Genomic DNA, 24,204 nt, shown 5'->3' with positions numbered 1-24,204 from the left:
AGCGAGCCTGCTCGCGAAGGGGTCAGAACAGCCGCCGCATCAATGGGGCGTTGTTTGCTAGCATTGCGTCTGAATCAATCCAGATCAGCCACGAGTGCTCAGCATGCAACTCCCGGACATGAACCTGTTGGTCGCCCTCGACGCCTTGCTCGACGAGGGCAGCGTGGTCGGCGCCGCGCGGCGGATGAACCTCAGCCCCGCGGCCATGAGCCGAACGCTGACGCGCATACGCGAAGCCATCGGCGACCCGATCCTGGTGCGTGCCGGTCGCGGTCTGGTGCCAACACCCAAGGCACTGGAGCTGCGCGAACAGGTGCGTGACGTGGTCGAGCAGGCTGCCTTGCTGTTTCGTTCCGCCGATGAGGTGGACCTCGGTTCGTTGCGCCGCCGGTTCAGCATCCGCGCCAATGATTTTTTCGTCGGCGTGTATGGCGGCAAGCTGTTCGACACCCTGGAACGCCAGGCGCCGCACTGTGAATTGCGCTTTGTGCCGGAAGGCGATGGCGATGATGAAGCGCTGCGCGAAGGGCGGATCGATTTGAGTGTCAGCAACAACCGTCCGGTCATGCCGGAAGTGAAAGTGCAGAACCTGTTCTCGACGCACTTTGTCGGTCTGGTGCGCGAGGACCATCCCCTGTTCGACGAAGAGATTACCGCCGAGCGCTATGCCGGTTTTTCTCATATCAGCATGTCGCGCCGTGGCATTGCCCGTGGGCCGATCGACACGGCCCTCAACGCCTTGGGGCTGGAGCGTCGGGTGGCGGTGATTGCGCCGAGCTTCCATGCGGCGATGTTCGCGTTGCCCGATTCCAATCTGATTCTGCCGGTGCCCCAAGAGGCGTTGTTGAGCGTCCGTCGCCTGGGCTTGAAACTGCGCTCGTTCACCCTGCCGATTCCGCTGCCGACCCTGATGCTGACCCAGGCCTGGCATCCACGGTTTGACAACGACCCGGCCCACCGCTGGTTGCGTGAAACCCTGAAAGCCTGCTGCGACGAGACATGGCTGGCCGCACAACCCACCTGAAGTAACCCCCAATCCCCTGTGGGAGCGAGCCTGCTCGCGAAAGCGGTGTATCAGTCAAAGTTGATGTTGGATGTGAAGTCCTCTTCGCGAGCAGGCTCGCTCCCACAGGGGTTTTGTATTGTTGCGTCTGGCGCATTTATAAACTGCCGATAAGTCAATTTTCGTCAGCCATCATGCTTCATAGAATGCCCCGGTACTTAAGCCCCGGAGCAAGCAGTAATGACTTCCCTCACGGTCCCGGCACCCCTCGCCGCGACCTCACCAACCGTCGTCACGCCACCGGTTTTCGGCCCGCGGATCATCATCGGTCTGGTGGGGGTGTTGCTGGCGGTGCTGGTGTCGGGCCTGAACGAGATGGTGACCAAGGTAGCGCTGGCGGACATTCGCGGTGCGTTGGCCATCGGTTACGACGAAGGCACCTGGCTGGTCGCCAGCTACACCGCGACCTCGGTGGCGGCCATGGCGTTTGCGCCGTGGTGTGCGGTGACGTTCTCGTTGCGCCGATTCACCCTGTGCGCCATCAGCGTCTTCACGTTGTTGGGCCTGTTGTGTCCGTTCGCCCCGAACTACGAAAGCCTGCTGATCCTGCGCACGTTGCAAGGCCTGGCCGGCGGCGCGTTGCCGCCAATGCTGATGACCGTGGCGCTGCGCTTCCTGCCGGCCAATGTGAAGCTCTATGGCCTGGCCGGGTATGCGCTGACCGCCACGTTCGGCCCCGGTCTCGGCACGCCACTGGCCGGGTTGTGGACCGAGTATGTCGGCTGGCAGTGGACGTTTTGGCAAATCATCGTGCCGTGTCTGCTGGCGCTGGGAGCGGTGGCCTATGGTTTGCCCCAAGACCCGCTGCGCCTGGAGCGCTTCAAGCAGTTCAATTGGCGCGGTCTGCTGCTGGGTTTTCCGGCGATCTGCATGCTGGTAATCGGCATCTTGCAGGGCAATCGGCTGGACTGGTTCGAGTCGAGCCTGATCGGCGGATTGCTCGGCGGTGGCTTGGTATTGCTGGTGTTGTTTCTGATCAATGAATGGTCGCAACCGATACCGTTTTTCAAGATGCAGATGCTCGGCATCCGAAACCTCTCGTTTGCTTTGCTCACCTTGGCCGGGGTGCTGGTGATACTGCTGGCAGTGATCATCATTCCGTCCTCTTATCTCGCTCAGGTGCAGGGTTATCGCCCCGTCCAGACTGCGCCGATCACGCTGTTGGCGGCGTTGCCGCAGTTGATTGCGCTGCCGTTGGTGGCGGCGTTGTGCAACCTGCGATGGGTCGATTGTCGCTGGGTGTTGGGCGCGGGTCTGAGCATGTTGGCGCTGTCTTGCATCGGTGGTTCGCAGTTGACGTCAGCGTGGATTCGCGACGATTTCTACGCGCTGCAACTGCTGCAAATCTTCGGTCAACCCATGGCCGTCCTGCCGCTGTTGATGCTGTCGACCGGCAGCATCTCGCCGATGGAAGGGCCGTTCGCTTCGGCCTGGTTCAACACCGTTAAAGGCCTGTCAGCGGTGATTGCTACCGGCGTCATCGAGGCGTTGACCACCGCCAGGCTGCATTTTCACTCGACGATGCTGGTGGACAACCTCGGCAATTCACCCCTGGCCGACCGCGACAGCGCGGGCCTCGCCCACCGCTTGCACGAGCAGGCCGTGGTGCTGACGTCTTCCGATCTTTATCTGTGCATGGCGGGCGTCGCGCTGGCGTTAATCCTGCTGATTTTCTGGCTGCCGACGCGGATGTATCCACCGCGCGCGCCGACTTGAACGCTTCACTGAAACAGAAGGTTTTTATGACGACTCAAACCAAGCAAAAAATAGCTGTCGGTGTCGCCGTAGTGGTGGCGGTCGGTGTGCTGATTTGTCTGCTGACGCCCGGCCTTTTCGGTCAGCGCACGCAGCAAAAAACCAATGACGCCTTTGTCTCGGCGGACTTCACGCTGGTGGTCCCGCGCGTGGCCGGGTTTATCAAGGAGGTGCTGGTGGAAGACAACCAGCAGGTCAAGGCCGGGCAGTTGCTGGCGTTGATCGATGATCGTGATCTGCGCGCCGCGGCCCAGGCGGCGGACGCTGAAACCCTGGTGGCCAGGGCGCAGCTGCAAAATGCCCGCGCGACCCTTGAGCGCCAGACTTCAGTAATCGCTCAGGCTCAAGCTTCGGTGGTGTCGGCCAAGGCTGAAATGGCTTTCGCCGAGCATGAGTTGAACCGCTACGACCACTTGGCCGGTGTTGGGGCCGGCACGGTGCAGAATGCTCAACAAGCACGCACGCGCATCGATCAGGCCAACGCGCGGTTGGCCAACGCGATGGCGGTGCTGGCGGCGGAGCGCAAGCAAGTGGACATTTTGACCGCCCAACGCGATGCGGCGGAAGGCGGAATGAAACGGGCGCAAGCCGCGCTGGAAATCGCCAGTTTTGAGCTGTCTTACACGCGCATTGTCGCGCCGCAGGACGGCATGGTCGGCGAGCGCGCCGTGCGAGTCGGTGCTTATGTGACGCCGGGTAGCAAGATTCTGGCGGTGGTGCCGCTGGCGCAGGCTTATGTGGTGGCCAATTTTCAAGAGACGCAACTGACTAACGTACAGCCTGGGCAGGGCGTGCAGGTGCGGGTCGACAGCCTCGGCGGTGAGACGCTGAACGGTCGCGTCGAGAGCATCGCCCCGGCGACGGGCGTGACGTTTGCCTCGATCAAACCGGACAACGCCACGGGTAACTTCACCAAGGTTGTGCAGCGAATTCCGGTGAAAATCGTCCTGGAACCTGGGCAGGCTTTGGCTTCGCGGTTGCGCGTGGGGATGTCGGTGGAGGCGATTATTGATACGGCGAGCGCGGCGTCGCATGAGGTGGCTCAGCGATGAAGATTTTTGTTGGCCGGGCAGACGCCATCGCGAGCAAGCTCGGTCCCACATGGGATCTGGGCACCAATGGAAATTCCCTGTGGGAGCGAGCTTGCTCGCGAAGAGGCCGGTGGCCTCAACTGACCTTTTGCACCTTGCTGGTCATGAGCCTGTCAGCCTGCACCGTCGGCCCCGACTTCCAGAAACCTCAAGCCCGACAAATCGCCGAATGGTCAAAACCAACCAAACCCGCCGCCAGTGAAGCGGTCACCGCCGACATGAACGAACACTGGTGGGAAGTCTTCAACGACCCAAAACTCTCCGCCCTGACCCGGCGCGCCCTGACCGACAACCTCGACCTGAAACTCGCCAGCAGCCGTTTGCAGCAAAGCCGCGCCGCGCGCCAGGTGATCACCGCCAACCGTTACCCCAATACGGCCGCGACGGGCAGCTATGGACGCAAACGCAACAGCGGCGAAGGCTTGAACGATCCCTCGGGACACAACGGAAACTCGGCATTCAACCTGTGGGACGCCGGCTTCTCCGCGTCCTGGGAGCTGGACTTCTGGGGCCGCGTGCGCCGCGAAACCGAAGCTGCCGACGCCACGCTGGAAGTCGCGGAAAACGATCGTCGCGGTGTGCTGTTGTCGGTGCTCGCGGAAACCGCTCAGGACTACATTCAACTGCGCGGCGTGCAAAGCACTCGGGCCGTCACTGAGCAGAATCTCGACGTCGCCCGCCACAGTTTGAAACTTTCGCAACTGCGCCTGGCCGACGGCGTTGCCACTGACCTGGACGTCGCCGAGGCCGCTGCCCAAGTTGCCGCCATCGAATCGCGCCTGCCCGCGCTGGAGCAGCGGCAGTCGCAACTGATCAACGCGCTGAGCCTGCTGATGGGCGAACCGCCGCAAGCGCTGCACGCCGAGTTATCCACAGACGCGCCCGTGCCGCAAACCCCGCGCCAGGTTGCGATCGGCTTGCCGTCGCAACTGGCTGAACGCCGTCCGGATATTCGTCAGGCTGAAGCGCAACTGCATGCTGCTACTGCGAACATCGGCGTGGCCAAGGGTGATTTCTATCCACGGATTACCCTGTCGGGCAACTTGGGTTCGCAAGCCATGCAGCTCAGCGATTTTGGTTCGTGGGGCTCGCGTTCGTTCGGCATCGGTCCGCAATTCAGCCTGCCGCTGTTTGACGGCGGTCGCCTGCGCGGTGTGCTGAACCTGCGCGAAGCCCAGCAACAGGAAGCGGCCATCACCTACCAGCAAACCGTGCTGCGCGCCTGGCATGAAATCGACGATCAACTGAGCGCCTACAACGCCAGCCAACTGCGCCGCGACAGCCTCGCCGAAGCCGTGCGCCAAAACCAGATCGCCCTGCGCACTGCGCAGCAGCAATACACCGAAGGCGTGGTGGATTTCGTTAATGTGCTGACGGTGCAAGGCGCGTTGCTGGCGACTCAGGAGCAGTTTGTGGAGAGTTCGACCGGGGTTTCGCTGGCGATGGTTGGTTTGTACAAGGCGTTGGGCGGGGGATGGGAGTCGGTGTATCCGTTGGCGGAGTTCACAAAGCGTTAGTTCACTCGTATCAATCCAGGTGGTCTGTCTTGAACGCTTTGGCTCGACGCGATTAAACAGCCGGTAGGCTGCTCAATTAGCGAAATTTTCGATCTTTATCTGGCCATCGGGGAAAGTGGCGATTATTTCAAGTTCACCACCCATTGCACGGATGTAGTTACGTAACGTGCTTATGTACATATCCGTGCGACGTTCCATCTTTGAAATTGCTGCTTGATTGATATGCAGCGTTTCCGCAAGCGTGGCCTGGCTGAGTGCTTTGGCCTGACGCAATTCGTGTAATGGCATTTCCTTGATGTGTTGTTCATAAATCGACTCGGCGCGAACCCGGGATTCGGGTGTCATCCGCGCTTCAAGTTCGGCAAATTTCTTAGCCATCGTAGTGACCCTCTTTGCGCAATGTGTCGAGATGCTCATCGTACAGCTGATCTGCCAGCGGTACATTGACTTCATACCATCGATCCTGACCGGTTTTATCACCGCCAATCAACAGCAGAGCACACCGCCTGGGATCAAATGCATAAAGGATGCGATAAGGACGTCCCGCGTGTTGAATTCGTAGCTCTCTTAGATGGCCATGGCGCGCTCCGTTTATGCCAGCGTCTTCGCTTTTAATAAGGGATTGCTCTGCGCTTGACGCGCACCCACGCGGTCGACGCTTCCAATCATCCCCTAGGAGATACGATCGCCGAGTCACTGGTCGCAAAGCCAGCATCGACGACGAACCTGTGCCGCCTTAAAGTGATCCATAGGCTTCGTGATGTCGGGCCGGTTGCAGGGGGAGGCAATGGAAGCGCGCAGAGAGACTTCGCTTGGCGGCACCCAGGATCCGCATGCGGTACCCGGCGGCTGGGCGGTGGTACAGCGTTGGTTGCGGTGGGTGCAGGAGCACCGGCTGTTGCCGATTCTGGCGTTGGCTGCCCTGGTGCGTTTCTACGACCTGACGGCGGCGGCCATTTGGGGTGACGAAGGGTCGAGTTTGCTGATGAGCCAATATTCATTGGCCGAAATATGGGTGCATGCTGCCCATGACGTGCACCCGCCGCTGTATTTCATGCTGCTGCATGGCTGGATCGAGGTGTTCGGCGACAGCATTTTTTCGATTCGCTGTCTCAGCGCTCTGCCCGGGATTGTCACGGTATGGCTCGGTGTCTGGTTGATGGACTTGATTGCCACCCGGCGTGCTGCGTTATTGGCCGGGTTTCTCTTGGCGCTGCTGCCGACGGCGGTGCGTTATAGCCAGGAAGTGCGCATGTACTCGCTGCTGGGCCTGTGGCTGATCGGCGCGACGATTGCGCTGGTCTACTGGATCAGGCATCCCCGGCGTACACGCTATCTGGTGGCGTATGTGCTGCTGATGAGCGCGGCGTTCTACACCCATTACTTCACTGCCCTGTGCGTGTTGTGCCACTGGCTGTACCTGGGGGTGATTCGCGTACTGCCAGAGTATCGCTTGCGCACTCTTCAACGCCCCGGCTGGTGGCTGGCGAACGTGGCAATCGTGCTGATCTACCTGCCGTGGGTACCCAGCCTGATCGATCTGATCCAGCACATGGATCTGCTCAAAGCCAATGGCGATGTGGGGTGGGAGTTGCCGGTCACGTTCGGCTCGTTGCCGTCGATGATCTGGTCGTTGCTGACCCAGGACGATGGCGAAAACCTGCCGACGCTGGTTTTTATCGCGCTGCCGCTGGCGTTGCTGGCTATTGCAGGCGTGGCGCTGGCGCGGGACCGCAGCGTCATTCGCGGCAGTATCCTGCTGGTGATCTACACGGGGTTGCCGATGCTATTGGTGTTCGGTGTGTCGTTTATCTCGCCAGTGTTCATCGAGCGCTACCTGACGGCCTATGCACTGGGGTTGCCGATGATTGTCGCACTGGCCATCGATCGCCTGTATTCACGCTTTCGAATGCTGGCATTGGCCGCACTGGTGTTGTTTGTCGGCGTCGAACTGGTCGGCTTGAAGAACAACGCCACGGTCGATTCCCACGATCAGATCAATGTGATGGTCAATTACGTTAACCAGCACTTCGTTGCCGGCGACCAGATCGTCACCAGCGATATGCTCTGGTACCTCGCCTATGTTTATTACAACCGCACCGACGCTAGACCGTTGCTGTACACCCCCCCGTTGGCCAATGGCGGGTCGAGCCGGCCAAATGCCTATGGATTCGGCACGCTGGTCACCCAGGATATTTATCTGGACCGCCTCGACAGCTTGCCAAAAGGCACTGGCCGGGTGTGGCTGATCGGCACCGTCGGTGTGCCGGACGAGTTCGCGCCGCTGCCCGTGGCCTGGAAAAACGCCGTCACTACGCAGGCGGGCGGGGCGAATGCGCGCTTGTTTGTGCTGCATTGAAAGCTTTGGTATCACCCCTGCCTTATGGCTTCGGCGACAAATCCGCCATCCCCTTGAGCAATTCAATCGGCAGAGGGAAGACAATGGTCGAGCTCTTGTCCCCGGCAATCGAGCTCAGCGTCTGCATGTAACGCAACTGCATGGCCCCAGGCTGCCGGCCGAGCATTTCGGCGGCCTGCATGAGTTTTTCCGAGGCCTGTAACTCACCTTCGGCATGAATCACCTTGGCCCGGCGCTCCCGCTCGGCTTCGGCCTGTTTGGCGATGGCGCGGACCATCGATTCATTGAGGTCCACATGTTTGATCTCGACGTTGGCGACCTTGATGCCCCAGGCGTCGGTCTGGGCATCGAGCACTTGCTGGATGTCGATGTTCAGCCGTTCGCGCTCGGCCAGCAGCTCATCGAGCTCATGTTTACCCAGCACCGCGCGCAGGGTGGTCTGGGCCAATTGGCTGGTGGCCGCCAGAAAGTCTTCGACCTGGATAATCGCTTTCTGTGGATCAAGCACGCGGAAATACAGCACTGCGTTGACCTTGACCGAGACGTTGTCGCGGGTGATGACGTCTTGTGGGGGAACGTCGAGGACGATGGTTCGCAGGTCGACACGGACCATTTGCTGGACCACCGGAATCAGCAGGATCAAGCCGGGGCCCTTGACCTGCCAGAAGCGTCCGAGCTGGAACACCACGCCGCGCTCGTATTCGCGCAGGATGCGGAAGGTCGACCCCGCCAGTGCAATCAGCAATAGCAGCAGCGCGGCGAAACCTACTTGCAGGCCCATGTCTATTCTCCCACCGGCGCCGCGTCAGTCGCGGCCACTTGCAACAGTAGTCCTTTTCGCGCCACCACCCGGACATGTTGCCCCGGCTGCAGCGGTGTCGAGCTTGAAACCTGCCAGCGCTCCCCTTGCAGATGCACCCAGCCGTTGCAGGCATTGTCGGGCAGCAACGACAGGACCGGCGTCACGCTGCCGAGCAACCCGGCATCGCCACTGACGTTGCGCCGCGGTCGGGTTTTCAGGGCGCGGATCAGCAGGAAAATCAGCAGCAGGGCACTCACCAGCCCCAGGCCGATCATTAAGGGAACAGGCATTTCGGTATTAGTCAGAATCACTGCACCGATCACGAACATCACAATGCCGCCCAAACCGATCACGCCGTAATTGGGCAACGCGGCCTCGGCGATCAGAAAGGCGATGCCGAAGGTGATCAACCAGATCCCGACGGGATTTGGCATCAGCAGCACAACGGTATCGGCGGCGAACACCGATCCGCTCAACGCCAACAGCAGCGCAACGGCACAGCAACGAATATTCACGTGACCCTCCGCGAGAGTCATCAGGTGGCTCTGTATACAGTTTAGTTGAGCCTTGGCGTATCTGAATTCTGCTCACTTTACGCTGGCGGCCGATGAGCGGATTTCCCGCCGGAATGCACCGGCAGGCCTAGACTTTCAGTACGAAGAAAAGCGTCAACCATCGTCCGCTCGTCACTGTTGCGGACACCGAGGTGCATCATGCGTATGGCAAGAACCGTGCAGAGAAGCCTGGAAACGGCTCACTGCGAATATGACATCGTCACCCATCCCCATTCGGCCAGCAGTCTGGAAACGGCGCGGCTGGCGGGTGTTCCTGCCGAACGGGTGGCCAAGTCGGTCATTCTCGACGACCACCATGGGCATTACCTGATGGCCGTGCTGCCTGCCAGTCGTCACCTGGACCTGAGCAAAGTTCGCAGCAGCGGCGAATGGCAGGTCTCGCGCGAAAGCAATCTGCCGCACCTGTTCGACGATTGCGAACGCGGTGCCGTGCCGGCGCTGGGTGAGGCCTATGGGCTGGATGTGGTCATCGACCCGTTGGTAACCCGGCAGAAAGACATCTATCTGGAAGCCGGCAATCACACCAATTTGCTGCACATGGACATGCCGCAGTTCTTGAAAATGGTGCCGCATGCCGAGGTGCGGGAATTGAGTCAGTGAGTGCTGTGTTTTAAGTGCTGCCGCCATTGCGAGCAAGCTCGCTCCCACAGGGTTCTCGCAGTTCCTGTGGGAGCGTGGCTTGCCCGCGATTGACTGAACCGCAGTCACCCAATCATTTGGCCTGAAAAAGGAGCCCGACATGGAATCCCCAACCCACACCCTGCCCAACCTGTTCAAGCAACTCGGCCTGGCGGATGACGCCGAGAGCATCGATAAATTCATCGCCACCCACTCACCGCTCAAACCCGAACTGCACCTTGCAGATGCGTTTTTCTGGAACAAGAGCCAGGCGGATTTTTTGCGGGACGATATTTTGGATGATGCGGATTGGGCGGAGGTGGTGGATCAGTTGGATGTGTTGTTGAGGAAGGGGCGGGGGGTGTAGGGGGACAAGAGTTTACGTTTTTCAGGTTGCCCATAAGGCGTTAATAGACCAGTATTAAGACCTGAATTGAGGTCTTATTTATGCAGAATGTTCTGGCCGACATGGCCGTTAGTGTGTCCGAGTTGAAGAGAAATCCATCTGCGGTATTGAACGGTGCCCACGGCGGGCCTGTTGCCGTGTTAAATCACAATCGAGTGATGGGGTACATGGTTCCAGCAGATGTTTTCGAGGCGATGATGGAGCGCCTCGATGACCTTGAATTGGCGGAAATTGTTCGGTCTCGTCGTCATGAAACGCCGGTCCCGGTAAATCTGGATGATCTATAAGCTTGAGTTCCTGCCCTCTGCACGCAAGGAGTGGGACAAGCTGGGGCATACGTTGCGGGAGCAATTCAAAAAGAAACTGGCGGAGAGACTTGAAGGGCCCCGAATCCCTTCCGATTCGCTGCACGGAATGCCCGACTGCTACAAAATAAAATTGAAATCAGCAGGATACAGGCTGGTGTATCAGGTTATAGAAGAGCGGGTAGTCGTTTCTGTTGTGGCAGTTGGCAAGCGAGAGCGCAGTGCAGTCTACGACCGAGCCAAACAACGCTAGCTAACAACTATTTCTTCATTTCTGCTGCGTGCGCTCGCATCGCGGCATTCTTGCTTCGATCCCCTCATCTAATGGATTGCGCAGCAATCCTCGTCAATTTGTTTCAAAACTTGACCACCTTTCCCCCCAAATGCGATATTGATAGTTAGCAAACTAACAGTGTGTGTTTCCCCTCGTGCCGAAGAACCTCGACGCTCTCCAGATGAACATCAGCAGCTCCATGGTGGTGGCCGCCAGGCATTGGCGGAAGATCTGCCAGACCACGCTGGTCAACTACGGAATCTCCGAAGCCTGCGCCGTCCCGTTGTTGATGATCGGGCGCTTGGGCGAGGGCGTGCGTCAGGTGACCGTGGCGCAGGCGGCGGGGATGGAGAGTCCGTCCCTGGTGCGTTTGCTCGATCAGTTGTGTCATTCGGGCTACGTCTGCCGCACCGAAGATGCCCATGACCGACGCGCCAAGTGCCTGAGCCTGACCACCACCGGTCGCGAATTGGTGCAAGCGGTCGAAATCGAGCTGGTGCGTTTGCGCCATGAGGTGCTTGAAGGCATCGACCAAAGCGATCTGGAAGCTACGCTTCGGGTACTGAAAGCCTTTGAAGCGGCGAATGCGCCGTCGGTGGTCAACCCTTGAGCGGATTTTTCAGCGGTATGCCCGCGGCGCGAGACTGGTTCTACGGTGTGCGCACTTTTGCCGCCTCGATGATTGCGTTGTACATCGCCCTGCTCATGCAAATGCCGCGTCCGTATTGGGCGATGGCCACGGTCTACATTGTGTCCAGCCCCTTTGTCGGCCCTACCAGCTCGAAAGCGCTCTACCGTGCCATCGGTACCTTTTTCGGCGCGGCGGCAGCGGTTCTTTTCGTGCCGATGTTTGTCCAGAGTCCGTACGTATTGGTGGTGGTCATCGCACTGTGGACCGGGACGCTGTTGTTCCTGTCCTTGCACCTGCGTACCGCCAATAACTACGCCTTGATGCTCGCCGGTTACACCTTGCCGCTGATCGCCCTGCCGGTGGTGAATAACCCGTTGGGCGTCTGGGACGTGGCGGAAGCGCGGACGGAAGAAATCTTCCTCGGCATTGCCGTGGCGGCAGTGGTCGGCGCCATGTTCTGGCCACGGCGGCTGGCGCCGGTGTTCAACGACGCGGTGAGCAAATGGTTTGCCGATGCCTCGACGTACAGCCTGCGTTTCCTCAGCCGCCAGGTGCAGCCCGACGAAGTCAGTGCACTGCGCTCGGCCATGGTTACAACCTTCAACACCCTGGAATTGATGATCGGCCAGTTGCCACACGAGGGCGCGCACCGGCAAACCGTACGCAACACCAAGGAACTGCGTGGGCGGATGATTCACCTGTTGCCGGTGATCGATGCCCTCGACGATGCGCTGTATGCCCTTGAACGACGCACGCCCGAGTTGGTGGAGAAGTTCGCACCGTTGCTGGTCGCAGCGACCGAATGGCTCAATCACAAAGACGCCGACCTCGCGCGCTGGCAGGCGCTGAAAGATCAGCTTGAAGCGCTGCAACCGCCCGCCGAAGCCCTGAACGATCGCAAGCAGCTACTGTTTTCCAACGCGTTGTATCGCCTCGGAGAGTGGATCGATGTGTGGCAAGACTGCCGCAGCCTGCAATACGCTATCCAGTGCGAAAGCCCGGACAGCTGGCGCGCGGTGTATCGCCACTGGCGCCTGGGTCGCCTGTCACCGTTTCTCGACCGTGGGTTGATGCTCTACTCGGCGGCCTCGACGGTCACCGCGATCATCGTTGCCTCGGTGTTGTGGATTCTGCTCGGCTGGACCGATGGAGGCTCGGCGGTGATTCTGGCCGCCGTGTCGTGCAGCTTTTTCGCCTCGATGGATGACCCGGCACCACAGATTTACCGGTTCTTCTTCTGGACCGCGATGTCGGTGGTACTGGCCAGCCTTTACCTGTTTCTGGTGCTGCCCAACCTGCACGATTTCCCGATGCTGGTGTTGGCGTTTGCCGTGCCGTTTATCTGCATCGGCACCCTGACGGTCAAGCCGCAGTTTTACCTGGGCATGCTGCTGACCCTGGTCAATACCTCGTCCTTTATTAGTATTCAGGGCGCCTACGACGCGGATTTCCTAAGCTTCGCCAACTCCAACCTGGCCGGTCCCATCGGCTTGTTGTTTGCCTTCATCTGGACCCTGATCGCACGGCCATTTGGTGCGGAACTGGCGGCCAAACGGCTGACCCGTTTCAGCTGGCGCGACATTGTCAATCTCAGCAAACCGGCGAATCTGGCCGAACACCGGCAATTGGGCGTACACGTGCTCGATCGTCTGATGCAGCACTTGCCGCGTCTGGCCATGACAGGCCAGGACACCGGCATCGCGTTGCGTGAGGTGCGTGTAGCGCTGAACGTGCTCGATCTGCTGGCTTACACGCCGCGAGTGGACGGTGTGCCGCGAGCGCTGCTGCATCAAGTGGTGGCGGAAGTCGGTGAGTATTTCAAGGCCTGCCTGAAGGCGGACGAGCGTCTGCCGGCCCCCGGCCCGTTGCTGATGACCCTCGACCGCGCCCGCCGGGCACTGGACACGAATTGTGATGAGGGTGCCCGTCTGAATTTGTTGCATGCCCTGAGCGGCCTGCGCCTGGCGTTGTTGCCCGGCGTGGAATTCGTAAGCGTGGGCGAACTCGAAGAACCGCTGCCCCATGGCATCGATGGAGCGCCTTTATGATCGGTGATGTGGACATCAGCGGGGTGTTTCTGCCCACGCTGCTGGTATTGATGGGCATTACGTATGTGTTGTTCCTGTTGGTGCACGGGTTGTTGATGCGCTTGCACTTTTACCGTCTGGTCTGGCACCGGGCATTGTTCAACGTGGCTCTCTACGCTTTGCTGCTCGGCGCCGTGGACTCACTCAGTCGATACCTGATGACATGAAAAAACCTTTTTTGACCCTGGGTCGCGTGGTGCTGACCCTGTTGATCGTGACCTTCGCCGTCGTCGTGGTCTGGCGCATGGTGATGTACTACATGTTTGCGCCATGGACCCGCGACGGGCATATCCGTGCCGACATCGTGCAAATCGCTCCGGACGTCTCCGGGCTGATTCAGCAAGTGGACGTGCGCGACAACCAGCTGGTGAAACGCGGCCAGGTGTTGTTCAGCATCGATCAGGACCGTTTTAAACTGGCTTTGCGCCAAGCCAAAGCGGCGGTCGCCGACCGCCAGGAAACCCTGGCTCAGGCGCAACGCGAAGCCAAGCGTAACCGTGGCCTGGGCAATCTGGTGCCGGGCGAGCAACTGGAAGAAAGCCAGTCCCGGGTCGCTCGGGCCGAAGTGGCGTTGATGGAAGCGCAAGTGGCGGTGGACAGTGCCCAGCTGAACCTCGACCGCTCGACCATCCGCAGCCCGGTCGACGGCTACGTCAACGACCGTGCACCGCGTGCCCAGGAATTCGTCACCGCCGGGCGGCCGGTGTTGTCGGTGGTCGACAGCAATTCGTTTCACATCGACGGTTATTTCGAAGAAACCAAACTGAACGGCATTCATGTCGGCCAAAGCGTCGACATCCGCGTGATCGGCGATCGTGCGCGGCTGCGTGGTCATGTGGAAAGCATCGTCGCCGGCATCGAGGACCGCGATCGCACTATCGGCAACAACCTGCTGCCCAACGTCAACCCGGCGTTCAGCTGGGTGCGCCTGGCACAGCGGATTCCGGTGCGGATTGTCTTTGACGATGTACCGGCGGACTTCCGCATGATCGCCGGGCGGACCGCGACCGTGTCGATCCTCGACGATCAACCGCAGGAGCCGGCGAAATGAGCAAGGCGTCGGGTTTGGCGGTTGCCGGATTAGGTTTGCTGCTGTCGGCCTGTCAGGTCGTTGGCCCGGATTATCACCTGCCTGACGAAGCGGCTGTCCAGCGACCCGATTTGCAGGGCGATCTGGCGGTCGACGGCAAAACGGTGGTGTCCGCACCGGTGCCGGCCGATTGGTGGCGCCTGTACAAGGACCCACGACTCGACCAGTTGGTGCAACAGGCCATGGCCTCCAATACCGATTTGCGCGTGGCGGCGGCCAGTCTGTCGCGGTCCCGCGCTCAGGTCGATGAGGCAGAAGCGGCGGGTGGCTGGAGCGGCGGTGTGAAGATGGGCGCCCAGCGATTGCAGGAGTCTGGCCAAGCATTCCTGCTTCCGGAAAAAGTGCCGGTGGCCAACGTCGGTGATATCGGCATCAGCGCGTCGTACCAGTTCGATCTGTTCGGCACGTTGCAGCGCGGCATCGAAGCGGCCAAGGCCAACGCCGATGCGACGCAGGCAGCTGCCGATACGGCTCGCATCACCGTGGTGGCCGACGTGGTCCGAGCCTACACCCAGGTGTGCGCGGCCAATGAGGAGCGGGAAATTGCCCAGCACTCCCTCGACCTGCAGGCCCAGAGCACCACGCTGATCCAGCGTCTGCGCGATGCCGGCCGTGGCGACGAAACCCAGGTCACCCGTTCGCAAACCCAGTTCAAATCCCTGCGCGCCGACATGCCGCGCTATGAGGCCTCGCGTCAGGCCGGGCTGTATCGCCTGTCGATGTTGCTGGCCAAGCCAGTGGATCAACTGCCGGCCGGCACCGCCACCTGCGACGAGCTGCCGAAAATCGCTCAATTGATCCCTGTGGGCGATGGCGCTGCATTGCTCAAGCGTCGTCCCGATGTGCGGCAGGCCGAGCGCCGGCTGGCGACGGCGACGGCCGGGATTGGCGTCGCCACGGGTGAGCTTTACCCGAACATCAGCATCGGCGCGACCATCGGCACCGTCGGTATCCTCGACGATCTCGGCGACCCGTCCACCAACCGTTGGGGCTTCGGTCCGTCGCTGACTTGGAACGTGCCGACCAACGGCGCCCGGGCCCGCATCCGCGAAGCCGAAGCAGTGACCCAGGCGACGCTGGCGCATTTCGATGGGGTGGTGCTCAACGCCATCCGCGAAACCCAGACCAGCCTGGCCCAGTACGCCGCGTTGTTGCAACGTCGTGACGCCCTGGCAGACGCCGAGCAATCGGCAAGACTGGCAGCGGACCAGACGCATCGTTTCTTCCAGGCCGGCCGCGAATCGTTCCTGGCGGACCTGCAAGCGACCCGCACCTACACGGATGTCACTGCGCAACTGGCCGCTGCCAACACCCAGGTGGCCGCCAGCCAGATCGATTTGTTCCTCGCCCTGGGCGGCGGCTGGGAAAGCGGACGAACGCAAGGCACGAACGCCAGCAAACCCTGAGGCCGTTGCTATGCTTTGATTTGATGGAGTCGCGAGTCGACTTCATCGATCAAGCTCGCGTTGGTCATGGGGATTAAAAATAATGAAAAACCCTTATGCTCCTGGCTTCTGGTGCGCTATTGCAGCATTGGTTTTGCTGTCGGCCACCTATTTCTACGGCATCATGCTGGCCCACCAGATCGACAAGGCGCTGGTGTTTCTCGACAGTGCTACCGCGCTCATTGCCGTGATGGCGATCGTGGTGGTGGCCTGGGCTTCCGTCCAGGGTCAGCGCATCAAAAAAAGACAATTCGAACAAGGCAAGACCCTGGTGCTGATCTGGGACACCAAGGTAGCGCTGCGTCGTGTCGAAACAGTGTTTGACCAATATTTCTGGGGCAGCTACTGGCAACCGGGGCGCACGTTCCAGGAAGTCATGGGCGAGCTCACCGGCACACCGCTGGAAAAAAGCCTCGAAACTTTAAAGAAGCAATGCCTGGCGCTGGATAAACAGGTGTCCGAGGACGGCTGGCATTGGCTCAACAATGCCCGCGAGCTGTCGGACGTCGCCACCAAAATGGCGCGGGAACGCTATCAACTGGACGTCTGTGATCCGCACTCGGAGGTGACCGGCGGGGCGGTGATCAACCGGGACTTCGAGGTGCTGGTGTATACGTGGACGGCACGGCTCAAGAGCTTTGATCATCAGCTGGATGAGATGGAAGTGCAGTATTCGTGAGTTTTTGTTGGCTGGACTGACGCCATCGCGAGCAGGCTCACTCCTACAAGGGTTCTGTGAACAACACATAACCTTTGTAGGAGTGAGCCTGCTCGCGATGGCGATTTCTTGTCCGCCGAAACTCTCAAGCCCCCGGCGTAGTCCATAGACATTCTTTAACCTTTAAACATTGGGCCGCCCGATGCGCCTAGTGCTAATCTCCACCCCACTTTTAGCGGAGTCGAGCCGCAACCCCTCTAGGGTTCAGGGAAGACGACGACACCTTCAAACAACGGACATTGACTGGGTCATTCATGAATAAATCAGCAGGCGTGCTTCTTGGAATCGTCGTAGCCATCGGTGCAATCAGCGCGGGTGGTGCCTGGTACACCGGGACCAAAATCGAAGGCGTGTTGAACACCTCGATCGTCGACGCCAACAAAGAGCTGAAGGCTGCACTGGTCGGTTCCAATGGCACGGCCTCGCTGGAACTGGTGTCGCTTGAGCGTCATGTGTTCAGCAGCACCGCGCACTACCGCCTCAAGGGCGAAGGCGAGATGTTCGGTGAAGCCCCGGTTGAATTGCTCTTTGTCGACCACATCGAACACGGCCCGCTGCCGTTCTCGCGTCTGGTCTCTTTGAAATGGCTGCCGGTCATGGCCACCAGTCACTACGAACTGGAACGCACCCCGCTCACCGAGAAATGGTTTGCTGCGGCCAAAGACAAATCCCCGCTCACCGGCGTGGTCAACATCGGTTACGACAACGCCACCAACGGCACCCTCGAATTCTTGCCGCTGGACGTCGCGCTGGATGACAAGTCCAACCTGAAATTCTCCGGTTTGAACCTCGAAGTCGCCGCCAGCGCCCAGGCCCAGAAGGTCAAGGCCAATGGCTACATGGACAGCCTGACGCTGACCACCGTCGCCGAAGATCAGACCCCGGTGAAGGTAGAGCTCAATGGCCTGACCATGGCCAGTAACCTGGTAAAAAGCACTTACGGTTTCTACACCGGCGAGAACACCCTTGAGCTGACCGACAGCAAATCCACCTTCGGTCCCAAGCAATCGGTGCTGGGTCTGAAGAAATTTGAAATGAAAAACCAGACCGAGGAGTCGGGCACCAGCGCTTCGGGGCGTGCCGATTACAAGGTGGGTGAAGTGTCGGTGAACGGCAAGGCGGTCGGTTCCGCGCAAATGGCCATGAGCCTGAAGAACCTCGACATCCCTGCGACCATGTCGCTGATGCAGGTTTACCAGACCAAACTGCAGCCTTACGAGAAAGCCGCCGCCGAGGCCGCTGCGGCTGGTCAGCCGTCTCCAGAACTGGTCCTGACCCCGGCCGAAGAGGCACAGGTCAAAACCGGCCTCGAAAAACTGCTGGCTGCCGGCCCGCAGGTGGCGTTGGAAAACCTGTCGTTTAACACCACCAATGGCGAAAGCCGCGCCAACCTGGTGCTCGATCTGACCAAACCAGCGACCATGGACCTGCCGCCCGATCAACTGACTCAACAGTTGATTGCACTGCTGGATATCAATGTAAAAGTGTCCAAGCCAATGCTCGTCGACGTGTTCACCGTGCAAAGTCAGCTTGATGGTCAGACCGATGCCAAGCTCATCGCCGATCAGGCGGCCGCCACCGCCGACATGTTCGGCAGCATGGCGGTCGGTACGCAGTTCGCCAAACTGGACGGCAACGACATCGTCAGCAAATTTCACTACGCCAACAATCAAGTGGAATTCAATGGCCAGAAAATGACCGTTGAAGAGTTTGTGGGCTTCGTGATGAGCAAAATCGGTGGTGGTGCTGAAATCCAGGAATAACACCTGTCGTTCAAAACAACGCCCGGCTTCTGCTGCACGCAGAAGTCGGGCGTTTTGCTGTCGGGTGTTTGTCTGCTAACCCATGTCCCGAATCAGTTGCCACGCTTCATCCACTGACAGCGGCTGCTTCATGCGTTCGGCGAGCAGCGCCATGGCCCGTTCTTCATCGCAGGCAACCGCAGCCGCCACCACGCCGTTCTTGCCGAACAGGCCTATAAAGGGTGGATGGTAGGGATCACCCTTGAACTCGACTTCGTCCCAGGCTTCGGCATGGCCGAGATAGTCGTAGTTTTTGCCGAAGTGCCAGGTCCAGAAATACGGCACGTCGAGGTAATGCTCGTCTGCGCCCAGCATATTCGCGGCGGCGATCCGCGCCTGTTGCTGAGCCAGGCGCCAATGCTCGATGCGCTGAGGCTGGCCGTTGAGCGGGAAGGTCGCGATATCGCCGACCGCCCACACCCCGTCGGTGACGCGCATGGCGCCGTCGACCTTCAGCGAGCGGTCTTTTTCCTTGGGCAGATCGGTAAACGCATCGGTGGCGGGGGTGACGCCGATGCCGGCCAGCACCAGATCCGCCGGCAAGCGTTGGCCATTGTCCAGGCATACCGCTTCGACGTTTTCCGTGCCTTCTATATAGGAGGCTTCGCCTTCGGTGTGAAACACCACGCCATTGGCCTCATGAAGGGCGCGAATCGCCTTGCCGACGGTTTCGCTAAATTGCGCGGCGAAGGGGATGGCATGCCGGCCTAGCACAGTCACGTCCAACCCGTATTCACGCAGGGCTGACGCAGACTCGAGGGCAATGAAACTGTCTCCGATGATCACCGCTTTCTGGCCGGGCTTTGCCGCCTGCAGAATCTCCCGCGCCTGATCTTTTGAGCGCAACACGAACACTTGTGGCAAATCCGCGCCAGGCAGCGTGAGTGGATTGGGCGTGCCACCGGTGGCAAGCAACACGGCGTCATAGTTCAGCGATCGCCCATCAGTCAGCCGCAGGGTTTTGCTCGACGAGTCCAGGCTGGCGACTTCACCGTTGATGCGCTCGATACGCTGGTCGCGATAAAACGCGTCATCTCTTAACGGCGGGACTTCTTCCGGTGGCATCTCCCCGGCAATGACAAATTTGCTCAGGACGGTGCGGTCGTAGCCAGCGTCGGCTTCGCGGTCGATCAGCAACACTTGGCCGCCGAAGCCCTTTTCGCGCAGCGCCGCCGCACACGCCGTACCGGCCGCCCCGGCACCGACGAGAACAAATGTCCGTTCGTCATCAGCCGGCGGCGTATGCGCATCGGCTAATGGTTGGTCGTCGACCCAGATCTCGCCATCGCGTACTTCCAGCGGATAACGCTTGAGACTGTCCAGGGCCGGCGGTTCGCACAATGCCCCGTCCTCAATCCGATACGCCGCTTTGTGCCACGGGCAGATCAAACGTCCGTGGCACAGCGCACCTTCCGCCAGCGGTGCCCCGGCATGCGGGCATTCACCCTGATAGGCGCGCAATTGATCGCCCACTCGCAACAACACGATTTTGGTGTCTGCAATCCGGACCTCAAGGCCCCGGTTTTCGGACACATCGGCGAAACGAGCAACGCGGTGCAGTGCCATGGCGGCTCTCCAGACAGACGTTTCACTTAAGAGTTTGGCGCTTTACGCGAGGTTCAGCCAATTCCCACTGCCACCGCACGAACGGTACAGCTATAGTTCGCAAGCCGACGACGGCCCTATCCGCACAAGGTGCTCCGGAATGACCCGATTGACCTCTCTGAACCCTTGGCTGGCGGCCGTTGCAGTCGCCCTTTGCGTGCAATTTTCGGCGCAGGCCCAGGAGCGTTTCACCCTGAACATCCCAGGTGTCACGGATGACCGGCTGTTCACCTCGGCGGCGGCCAGCGATGCTCCGGGTTGTGGCGGACACAATGCATCACCGGCGCTGAACTGGAATACCGGGCCGGCGGGGACGTTGAGTTATGCCATCGTCATGCACGACCCGGACGGCCAGAAGGGCCAAGGCGTCGATCATTGGGTGCATTACGGCATCAAGGCCACCACCCACCAGATTCCTGCCGGTGTCGGAGCAAAGTCGGCCTTGGAGGGTGTCGGTGGTACCAACAGTAAAGGCACTACCGGTTACATGGGACCCTGCCCACCGACTGGCGACAGTGCCCATCACTACATTATTCAGTTGTATGCGCTGGACCTCGCTCCAGACGCCTTGCCTGCCGGCCTGACGCGTGCGCAACTGCTGGAAAAAATCAAAGGCCACGTGCTCAGGAACAGCAGCGTGGTGCGCCGTTACCACCGCTGAGATTAATGTTCAGCCGGCTTAACCCGAACCTGAACGGGGGCTCGTCTCAGAGGATGAATGGATCATTTTCCTCCTGAGGTCAGCCCCCATGTCCCTCCCTCTGCATTTCCTCCGCCCGGCCGCCCGGGGTTTCACCACCGGGTTGCTGCTGGCCATCGCCGGTTGCGGCGTTTCCTCCGCACCCGATTCTGCGCAAGTGTCGCCACCGGCTCAAAGTGAGATGAAGACGGCTGAGGTGGTGCGCAGTGAAGCGGCCATGGCGGATACGTCGATGGCCAAGCGCAGCGTTCGTCCGGCACCGGTCGCCAGTTTTGCACCTGAGTCGTTGCCGCCGGGGTATCGGGATGAACAGCGAGAGCAATACCAGACGCTGGCGGACAACCCTATCCACCGCGTGGCCGAGGCGCCGGTCTCGACCTTCAGCGCCGATGTGGATACTGGCGCTTACGCCAACGTCCGACGGTTACTGAATCAGGGGCGCTTGCCTCCCGACGGTGCGGTACGGCTGGAGGAAATGGTCAACTACTTTCCCTACGACTATGCGCTACCCACCGACGGCTCGCCATTCGGGGTCACCACTGAACTGGCACCGTCACCCTGGAATCCGCATACGCGCCTGCTGCGCATCGGCATCAAGGCCTCTGACCGCGCGGTGGCGGAACTCGCCCCGGCGAACCTGGTATTCCTGGTGGACGTGTCCGGGTCAATGGACCGCCGCGAAGGCCTGCCTCTGGTCAAAAGCACCCTGAAATTACTGGTTGATCAATTGCGCGAACAGGATCGTGTTTCGTTGGTGGTCTACGCTGGCGATTCGCGTGTGGTGCTCGAGCCCACTTCCGGACGCGAAAAGGCGAAAATTCGTACAGCTATCGATCAATTGGCCGCCGGTGGTTCGACCGCTGGCGCGTCGGGTATCAAACTGGCGTATCAAATGGCGCAGCAGGCGTTTATCCCCAAGGGGATCAACCGCATCCTGCTGGCCACCGACGGTGACTTCAATGTCGGCATCAGTGACTTTGATAGCCTCAAGCAAATGGCTGTGGATAAACGCAAGACAGGCGTTTCCCTGACGACCCTGGGTTTTGGGGTGGATAACTACAATGAACACCTGATGGAGCAACTGGCCGACGCCGGCGACGGTAACTACGCCTACATCGACAACCTGCGTGAAGCGCGCAAGGTGCTGGTGGATCAGCTCGGCTCAACCCTCGCGGTCGTGGCGAAAAACGTGAAGCTGCAAGTGGAGTTCAACCCGGCTCAAGTCAGCGAATATCGACTGTTGGGGTATGAGAATCGGGCGCTGAAGCGCGAGGACTTCAGCAACGACAAGGTCGATGCGGGCGAGATCGGTGCGGGGCACACGGTCACGGCGCTGTACGAAATAGTGCCGAAGGGTGAGAAGGGATGGCTGGAGCCGTTGCGCTATGGCAAGCCTGAGTCGGCCGTTTCGGGGAATGCCGGAGAACTGGCGATGCTGCGAGTGAGGTATCAGCTGCCGGAAGGTGGGAATAGTCGCTTGATCGAGCGGCCCATCATGGACAGTCAGGCCGGAAAAGCCAGCGATGACCTGAGGTTTGCGGCGGCGGTCGCGGCGTTTTCCCAGCAGCTCAAAGATGGGCGCTATACCGGTGATTTCAGTTTGAAGGACACGCAAGCACTGGCTCGCGGTGCGCGGGGTGAGGATCGATTCGGGCTGCGCGCCGAGTTCGTGCAGTTGGTTGAGTTGGCGCAAAGCCTGCGCACCACGACAGCATCGAACAGTGAACCGCTTACTAAAGGAGGCTACAACTGACATGGCAGCTCCTGAACCGGGCGATGAAGCGCTGCTGGCCCGTTATCGAGCAGGTGACGGGCCGGCGTTCGAGATTTTGTACGCCCGCCATCGCCTAGGCCTCTATCGGTTCCTGCTCGGCCTCAGCGGTAAACCCGAGCTGGCCGAAGAGGTTTACCAGGACACCTGGCTGAGCCTGATTCGCAGCACCAGTCAGCCACAAGGTCGGGCGAACTTTCGTACGTGGCTTTACCAGATCGCCCGTAATCGACTGATCGATCACTGGCGCAAGCATGGAATCCACAACCCCTTGCACGACAGCTATGACGAACAGGTCCATGCGGTGATTGATGAGGCGACCGATCCGCAGCTATTGCTGAGTCTGAGTCGCGACAGCCAGCGTCTGGAAACGGCGCTGCAAGACCTGCCTGCTGACCAGCGTGAAGTCTTCCTGTTGCGTGCTCATGGCGATCTCGATCTGGCGCAGATCGCCACGCTCACTGGAACACCGCTTGAAACCGTCAAAAGCCGTTTGCGTTACGCCCAGCAAAAACTGCGTCGGCTGCTGGCCGAGGAGGTACTGACATGACTGACGCCCGTCCTACACCTGAATCTGAAGTGGTGACGCACTTTCGTGAGCACGCTACGGGTGAACCGCCGGCTCATCTGGATTCATTGATCCTTGCCGTGGCCCATCGGGAAATGCCGGCGCCGAAGCCGAACTTGTGGCAGCGCTGGGTTCAGGTTTGCCAGAAGCCTCGCTGGCAGGTTGCGTTTGCGAGCCTTGTGGGTGTCGCGTTGATGCTGGCGTTGGTGCAGCGTACGCCGGAACAAGCGCCGGCCTATGACTTCGCCCCGGCGCCCAAGGCAGCCGCCCCGGTCGTCAAAAAGGAGGCTGCGCGCTCTCTGGCTGCCCCGGCAGCGCCGATGGCTGATGTTGCTGCGCCTGCACAGAGCGAGTCGATTAATGCCGAGAGGGCCGAAGAGGCGAAAGTTGCCAAGCGTGCAGCGGCGCCGGCAATAACCCTGGATGAGCAACTGCGTGAGGTGGTGCGCCTGCAGAATGCCGGTCAGACAAAGGCGGCAGATACATTAATGAAGGCATTGCACAAACGCTTTCCTGACGAAAACGTCGAGGCCCGACTCAAGGAAATGCCGAGAAACTGAGTCGCAAGACGGTCAGCCATTTGGCATCCGTGCCCGAAAGCGCGCACTATCGGGCCATAGCCGATGCGTTGGAGGAAGCCGTGGCGAAAAAAATCGATCGCATCGCCCAAATGCTCAACTGCCCCGAGAAGGGGGAGGAATTAAGGCGGGCAATTACTGAGAGTCGTAAGGATTTCCTCCTTAACCAACCGGAAGCAGAGGAAGTTGATGAGGAGGACTTTGAGGACGATGAAGAGTGGGACGATGATCTCGACTGGACGACCGAGTAGGAGCGTCGTTGGTTTACCTAACGAATGCGGGTTGGGAGGGGCTTGAAAAGGCTCTCTGAAGCACAGGTGTTCGGAGTGGGTAAGAAAGTTCAAAAAGAGGCTTGACGTAGTATTGGAACGCTGTAGAATTCGCCTCCCGCTACCGAGTGATCGGAAGCGCAAGTGGTTGAAGTTGTTAAAGATTTCCAAGCGA

The 24,204-nt window shown here is 60.0% G+C and carries 25 protein-coding genes and 1 pseudogene; 21 read left to right on the top strand and 5 right to left on the bottom strand.

Features of this window, described 5'->3' with window-relative positions; genetic code table 11:
- The first annotated feature begins 103 nt into the window (after positions 1-103).
- The 4 genes from ACWKV5_RS28230 to ACWKV5_RS28215 all read left to right on the top strand — a co-directional run bounded on the left by ACWKV5_RS28230 (position 104) and on the right by ACWKV5_RS28215 (position 5,426).
- Entirely contained in the window at positions 104-1,024 is a 921-nt protein-coding gene (locus tag ACWKV5_RS28230) for a LysR family transcriptional regulator (protein WP_483843930.1), read from the top strand.
- Between the two features lie 219 nt (positions 1,025-1,243).
- Entirely contained in the window at positions 1,244-2,779 is a 1,536-nt protein-coding gene (locus ACWKV5_RS28225) for an MFS transporter (protein WP_483843929.1), read from the top strand.
- Positions 2,780-2,805: 26 nt separating this feature from the next.
- Positions 2,806-3,870 (top strand): HlyD family secretion protein, encoded by a 1,065-nt coding sequence (locus tag ACWKV5_RS28220; RefSeq protein ID WP_483843928.1) that lies wholly within the window; start codon positions 2,806-2,808, stop codon positions 3,868-3,870.
- On the top strand, positions 3,867-5,426 hold the full coding sequence (locus tag ACWKV5_RS28215; protein WP_483843927.1) for an efflux transporter outer membrane subunit: 1,560 nt from the start codon (positions 3,867-3,869) through the stop codon (positions 5,424-5,426). The genes ACWKV5_RS28220 and ACWKV5_RS28215 overlap by 4 nt, the downstream gene beginning before the upstream one ends.
- A 72-nt stretch (positions 5,427-5,498) precedes the next feature.
- On the opposite strand, the gene ACWKV5_RS28210 is transcribed toward ACWKV5_RS28215, so the two are convergent.
- Positions 5,499-5,804, bottom strand: coding sequence for an XRE family transcriptional regulator (locus ACWKV5_RS28210; RefSeq protein WP_483843926.1), 306 nt, complete (start codon positions 5,802-5,804; stop codon positions 5,499-5,501).
- A pseudogene (locus ACWKV5_RS28205) lies at positions 5,797-6,021 on the bottom strand (type II toxin-antitoxin system RelE/ParE family toxin); the annotation flags it as partial. The pseudogene ACWKV5_RS28205 and the gene ACWKV5_RS28210, both read right to left, overlap by 8 nt.
- A gap of 192 nt (positions 6,022-6,213) precedes the next feature.
- Here ACWKV5_RS28205 and ACWKV5_RS28200 point away from each other — a divergent pair.
- Positions 6,214-7,785: a glycosyltransferase family 39 protein gene (locus ACWKV5_RS28200; RefSeq protein WP_483843925.1), complete on the top strand. Its 1,572-nt coding sequence runs from the start codon at positions 6,214-6,216 to the stop codon at positions 7,783-7,785.
- Positions 7,786-7,807: 22 nt separating this feature from the next.
- Here the strand turns inward: ACWKV5_RS28200 and ACWKV5_RS28195 are convergent, their stop codons facing one another.
- Both ACWKV5_RS28195 and ACWKV5_RS28190 read right to left on the bottom strand, forming a co-directional pair.
- A complete protein-coding gene (locus ACWKV5_RS28195; protein ID WP_483843924.1) occupies positions 7,808-8,566 on the bottom strand; it encodes a slipin family protein in 759 nt (252 codons plus the stop codon).
- A gap of 2 nt (positions 8,567-8,568) precedes the next feature.
- The gene (locus tag ACWKV5_RS28190; RefSeq protein ID WP_483843945.1) at positions 8,569-9,102 is read right to left on the bottom strand and encodes an NfeD family protein; all 534 of its coding nucleotides are present in this window, start codon (positions 9,100-9,102) and stop codon (positions 8,569-8,571) included.
- 198 nt (positions 9,103-9,300) lie between these two features.
- On the opposite strand from ACWKV5_RS28190, the gene ACWKV5_RS28185 reads away from it, so the two are divergent.
- From ACWKV5_RS28185 to ACWKV5_RS28135, 11 genes are all read left to right on the top strand, one after another.
- Positions 9,301-9,762 carry an aminoacyl-tRNA deacylase gene (locus ACWKV5_RS28185; protein WP_310272054.1) on the top strand — a complete coding sequence of 154 codons (462 nt, stop codon included), beginning with the start codon at positions 9,301-9,303 and terminating at the stop codon, positions 9,760-9,762.
- Between the two features lie 139 nt (positions 9,763-9,901).
- Positions 9,902-10,147, top strand: a complete 246-nt coding sequence (locus tag ACWKV5_RS28180; protein WP_007946229.1) for a DUF2789 domain-containing protein — start codon at positions 9,902-9,904, stop codon at positions 10,145-10,147.
- An 80-nt stretch (positions 10,148-10,227) separates the two neighbouring features.
- Positions 10,228-10,473, top strand: a complete 246-nt coding sequence (locus tag ACWKV5_RS28175) for a type II toxin-antitoxin system prevent-host-death family antitoxin (protein WP_483843923.1) — start codon at positions 10,228-10,230, stop codon at positions 10,471-10,473.
- Positions 10,463-10,744 carry a type II toxin-antitoxin system RelE family toxin gene (locus ACWKV5_RS28170; RefSeq protein ID WP_483843922.1) on the top strand — a complete coding sequence of 94 codons (282 nt, stop codon included), beginning with the start codon at positions 10,463-10,465 and terminating at the stop codon, positions 10,742-10,744. The genes ACWKV5_RS28175 and ACWKV5_RS28170 overlap by 11 nt, the downstream gene beginning before the upstream one ends.
- Before the next feature lie 202 nt (positions 10,745-10,946).
- Complete coding sequence (locus ACWKV5_RS28165; RefSeq protein WP_483843921.1) at positions 10,947-11,375, top strand: MarR family winged helix-turn-helix transcriptional regulator; 429 nt, start codon at positions 10,947-10,949, stop codon at positions 11,373-11,375.
- Positions 11,372-13,444 (top strand): FUSC family protein, encoded by a 2,073-nt coding sequence (locus ACWKV5_RS28160; protein WP_483843920.1) that lies wholly within the window; start codon positions 11,372-11,374, stop codon positions 13,442-13,444. Before ACWKV5_RS28165 ends, ACWKV5_RS28160 begins: the two co-directional genes overlap by 4 nt.
- Positions 13,441-13,650, top strand: coding sequence for a DUF1656 domain-containing protein (locus ACWKV5_RS28155; RefSeq protein WP_046033221.1), 210 nt, complete (start codon positions 13,441-13,443; stop codon positions 13,648-13,650). The genes ACWKV5_RS28160 and ACWKV5_RS28155 overlap by 4 nt, the downstream gene beginning before the upstream one ends.
- Positions 13,647-14,534: an efflux RND transporter periplasmic adaptor subunit gene (locus tag ACWKV5_RS28150; RefSeq protein ID WP_123436299.1), complete on the top strand. Its 888-nt coding sequence runs from the start codon at positions 13,647-13,649 to the stop codon at positions 14,532-14,534. The genes ACWKV5_RS28155 and ACWKV5_RS28150 overlap by 4 nt, the downstream gene beginning before the upstream one ends.
- Positions 14,531-15,979 (top strand): efflux transporter outer membrane subunit, encoded by a 1,449-nt coding sequence (locus ACWKV5_RS28145; protein WP_483843919.1) that lies wholly within the window; start codon positions 14,531-14,533, stop codon positions 15,977-15,979. The genes ACWKV5_RS28150 and ACWKV5_RS28145 overlap by 4 nt, the downstream gene beginning before the upstream one ends.
- 82 nt (positions 15,980-16,061) lie before the next feature.
- Positions 16,062-16,697 carry an NADH:ubiquinone oxidoreductase subunit N gene (locus ACWKV5_RS28140; protein ID WP_483843918.1) on the top strand — a complete coding sequence of 212 codons (636 nt, stop codon included), beginning with the start codon at positions 16,062-16,064 and terminating at the stop codon, positions 16,695-16,697.
- 293 nt (positions 16,698-16,990) lie between these two features.
- Positions 16,991-18,499, top strand: a complete 1,509-nt coding sequence (locus ACWKV5_RS28135; protein ID WP_483843917.1) for a YdgA family protein — start codon at positions 16,991-16,993, stop codon at positions 18,497-18,499.
- Between the two features lie 75 nt (positions 18,500-18,574).
- On the opposite strand, the gene ACWKV5_RS28130 is transcribed toward ACWKV5_RS28135, so the two are convergent.
- Positions 18,575-20,104 carry an FAD-dependent oxidoreductase gene (locus ACWKV5_RS28130; RefSeq protein WP_483843916.1) on the bottom strand — a complete coding sequence of 510 codons (1,530 nt, stop codon included), beginning with the start codon at positions 20,102-20,104 and terminating at the stop codon, positions 18,575-18,577.
- A 139-nt stretch (positions 20,105-20,243) separates the two neighbouring features.
- Between ACWKV5_RS28130 and ACWKV5_RS28125 the strand changes: the two genes are divergently transcribed.
- The 5 genes from ACWKV5_RS28125 to ACWKV5_RS28105 all read left to right on the top strand — a co-directional run bounded on the left by ACWKV5_RS28125 (position 20,244) and on the right by ACWKV5_RS28105 (position 24,011).
- Positions 20,244-20,804 (top strand): YbhB/YbcL family Raf kinase inhibitor-like protein, encoded by a 561-nt coding sequence (locus ACWKV5_RS28125; RefSeq protein WP_483843915.1) that lies wholly within the window; start codon positions 20,244-20,246, stop codon positions 20,802-20,804.
- 88 nt (positions 20,805-20,892) lie between these two features.
- Complete coding sequence (locus ACWKV5_RS28120) at positions 20,893-22,596, top strand: vWA domain-containing protein (protein ID WP_483843914.1); 1,704 nt, start codon at positions 20,893-20,895, stop codon at positions 22,594-22,596.
- Position 22,597: 1 nt separating this feature from the next.
- Positions 22,598-23,164 (top strand): RNA polymerase sigma factor, encoded by a 567-nt coding sequence (locus ACWKV5_RS28115; protein ID WP_483843913.1) that lies wholly within the window; start codon positions 22,598-22,600, stop codon positions 23,162-23,164.
- A complete protein-coding gene (locus tag ACWKV5_RS28110) occupies positions 23,161-23,742 on the top strand; it encodes a hypothetical protein (RefSeq protein ID WP_483843912.1) in 582 nt (193 codons plus the stop codon). The genes ACWKV5_RS28115 and ACWKV5_RS28110 overlap by 4 nt, the downstream gene beginning before the upstream one ends.
- Positions 23,743-23,762: 20 nt before the next feature.
- Positions 23,763-24,011: a hypothetical protein gene (locus ACWKV5_RS28105; protein ID WP_483843911.1), complete on the top strand. Its 249-nt coding sequence runs from the start codon at positions 23,763-23,765 to the stop codon at positions 24,009-24,011.
- Positions 24,012-24,204 lie beyond the last annotated feature (193 nt).

The organism is Pseudomonas oplopanacis (assembly GCF_057128725.1).
Note: the sequence above shows the minus strand (reverse complement) of the source record. Positions and strands in the feature narration are given on the sequence as shown.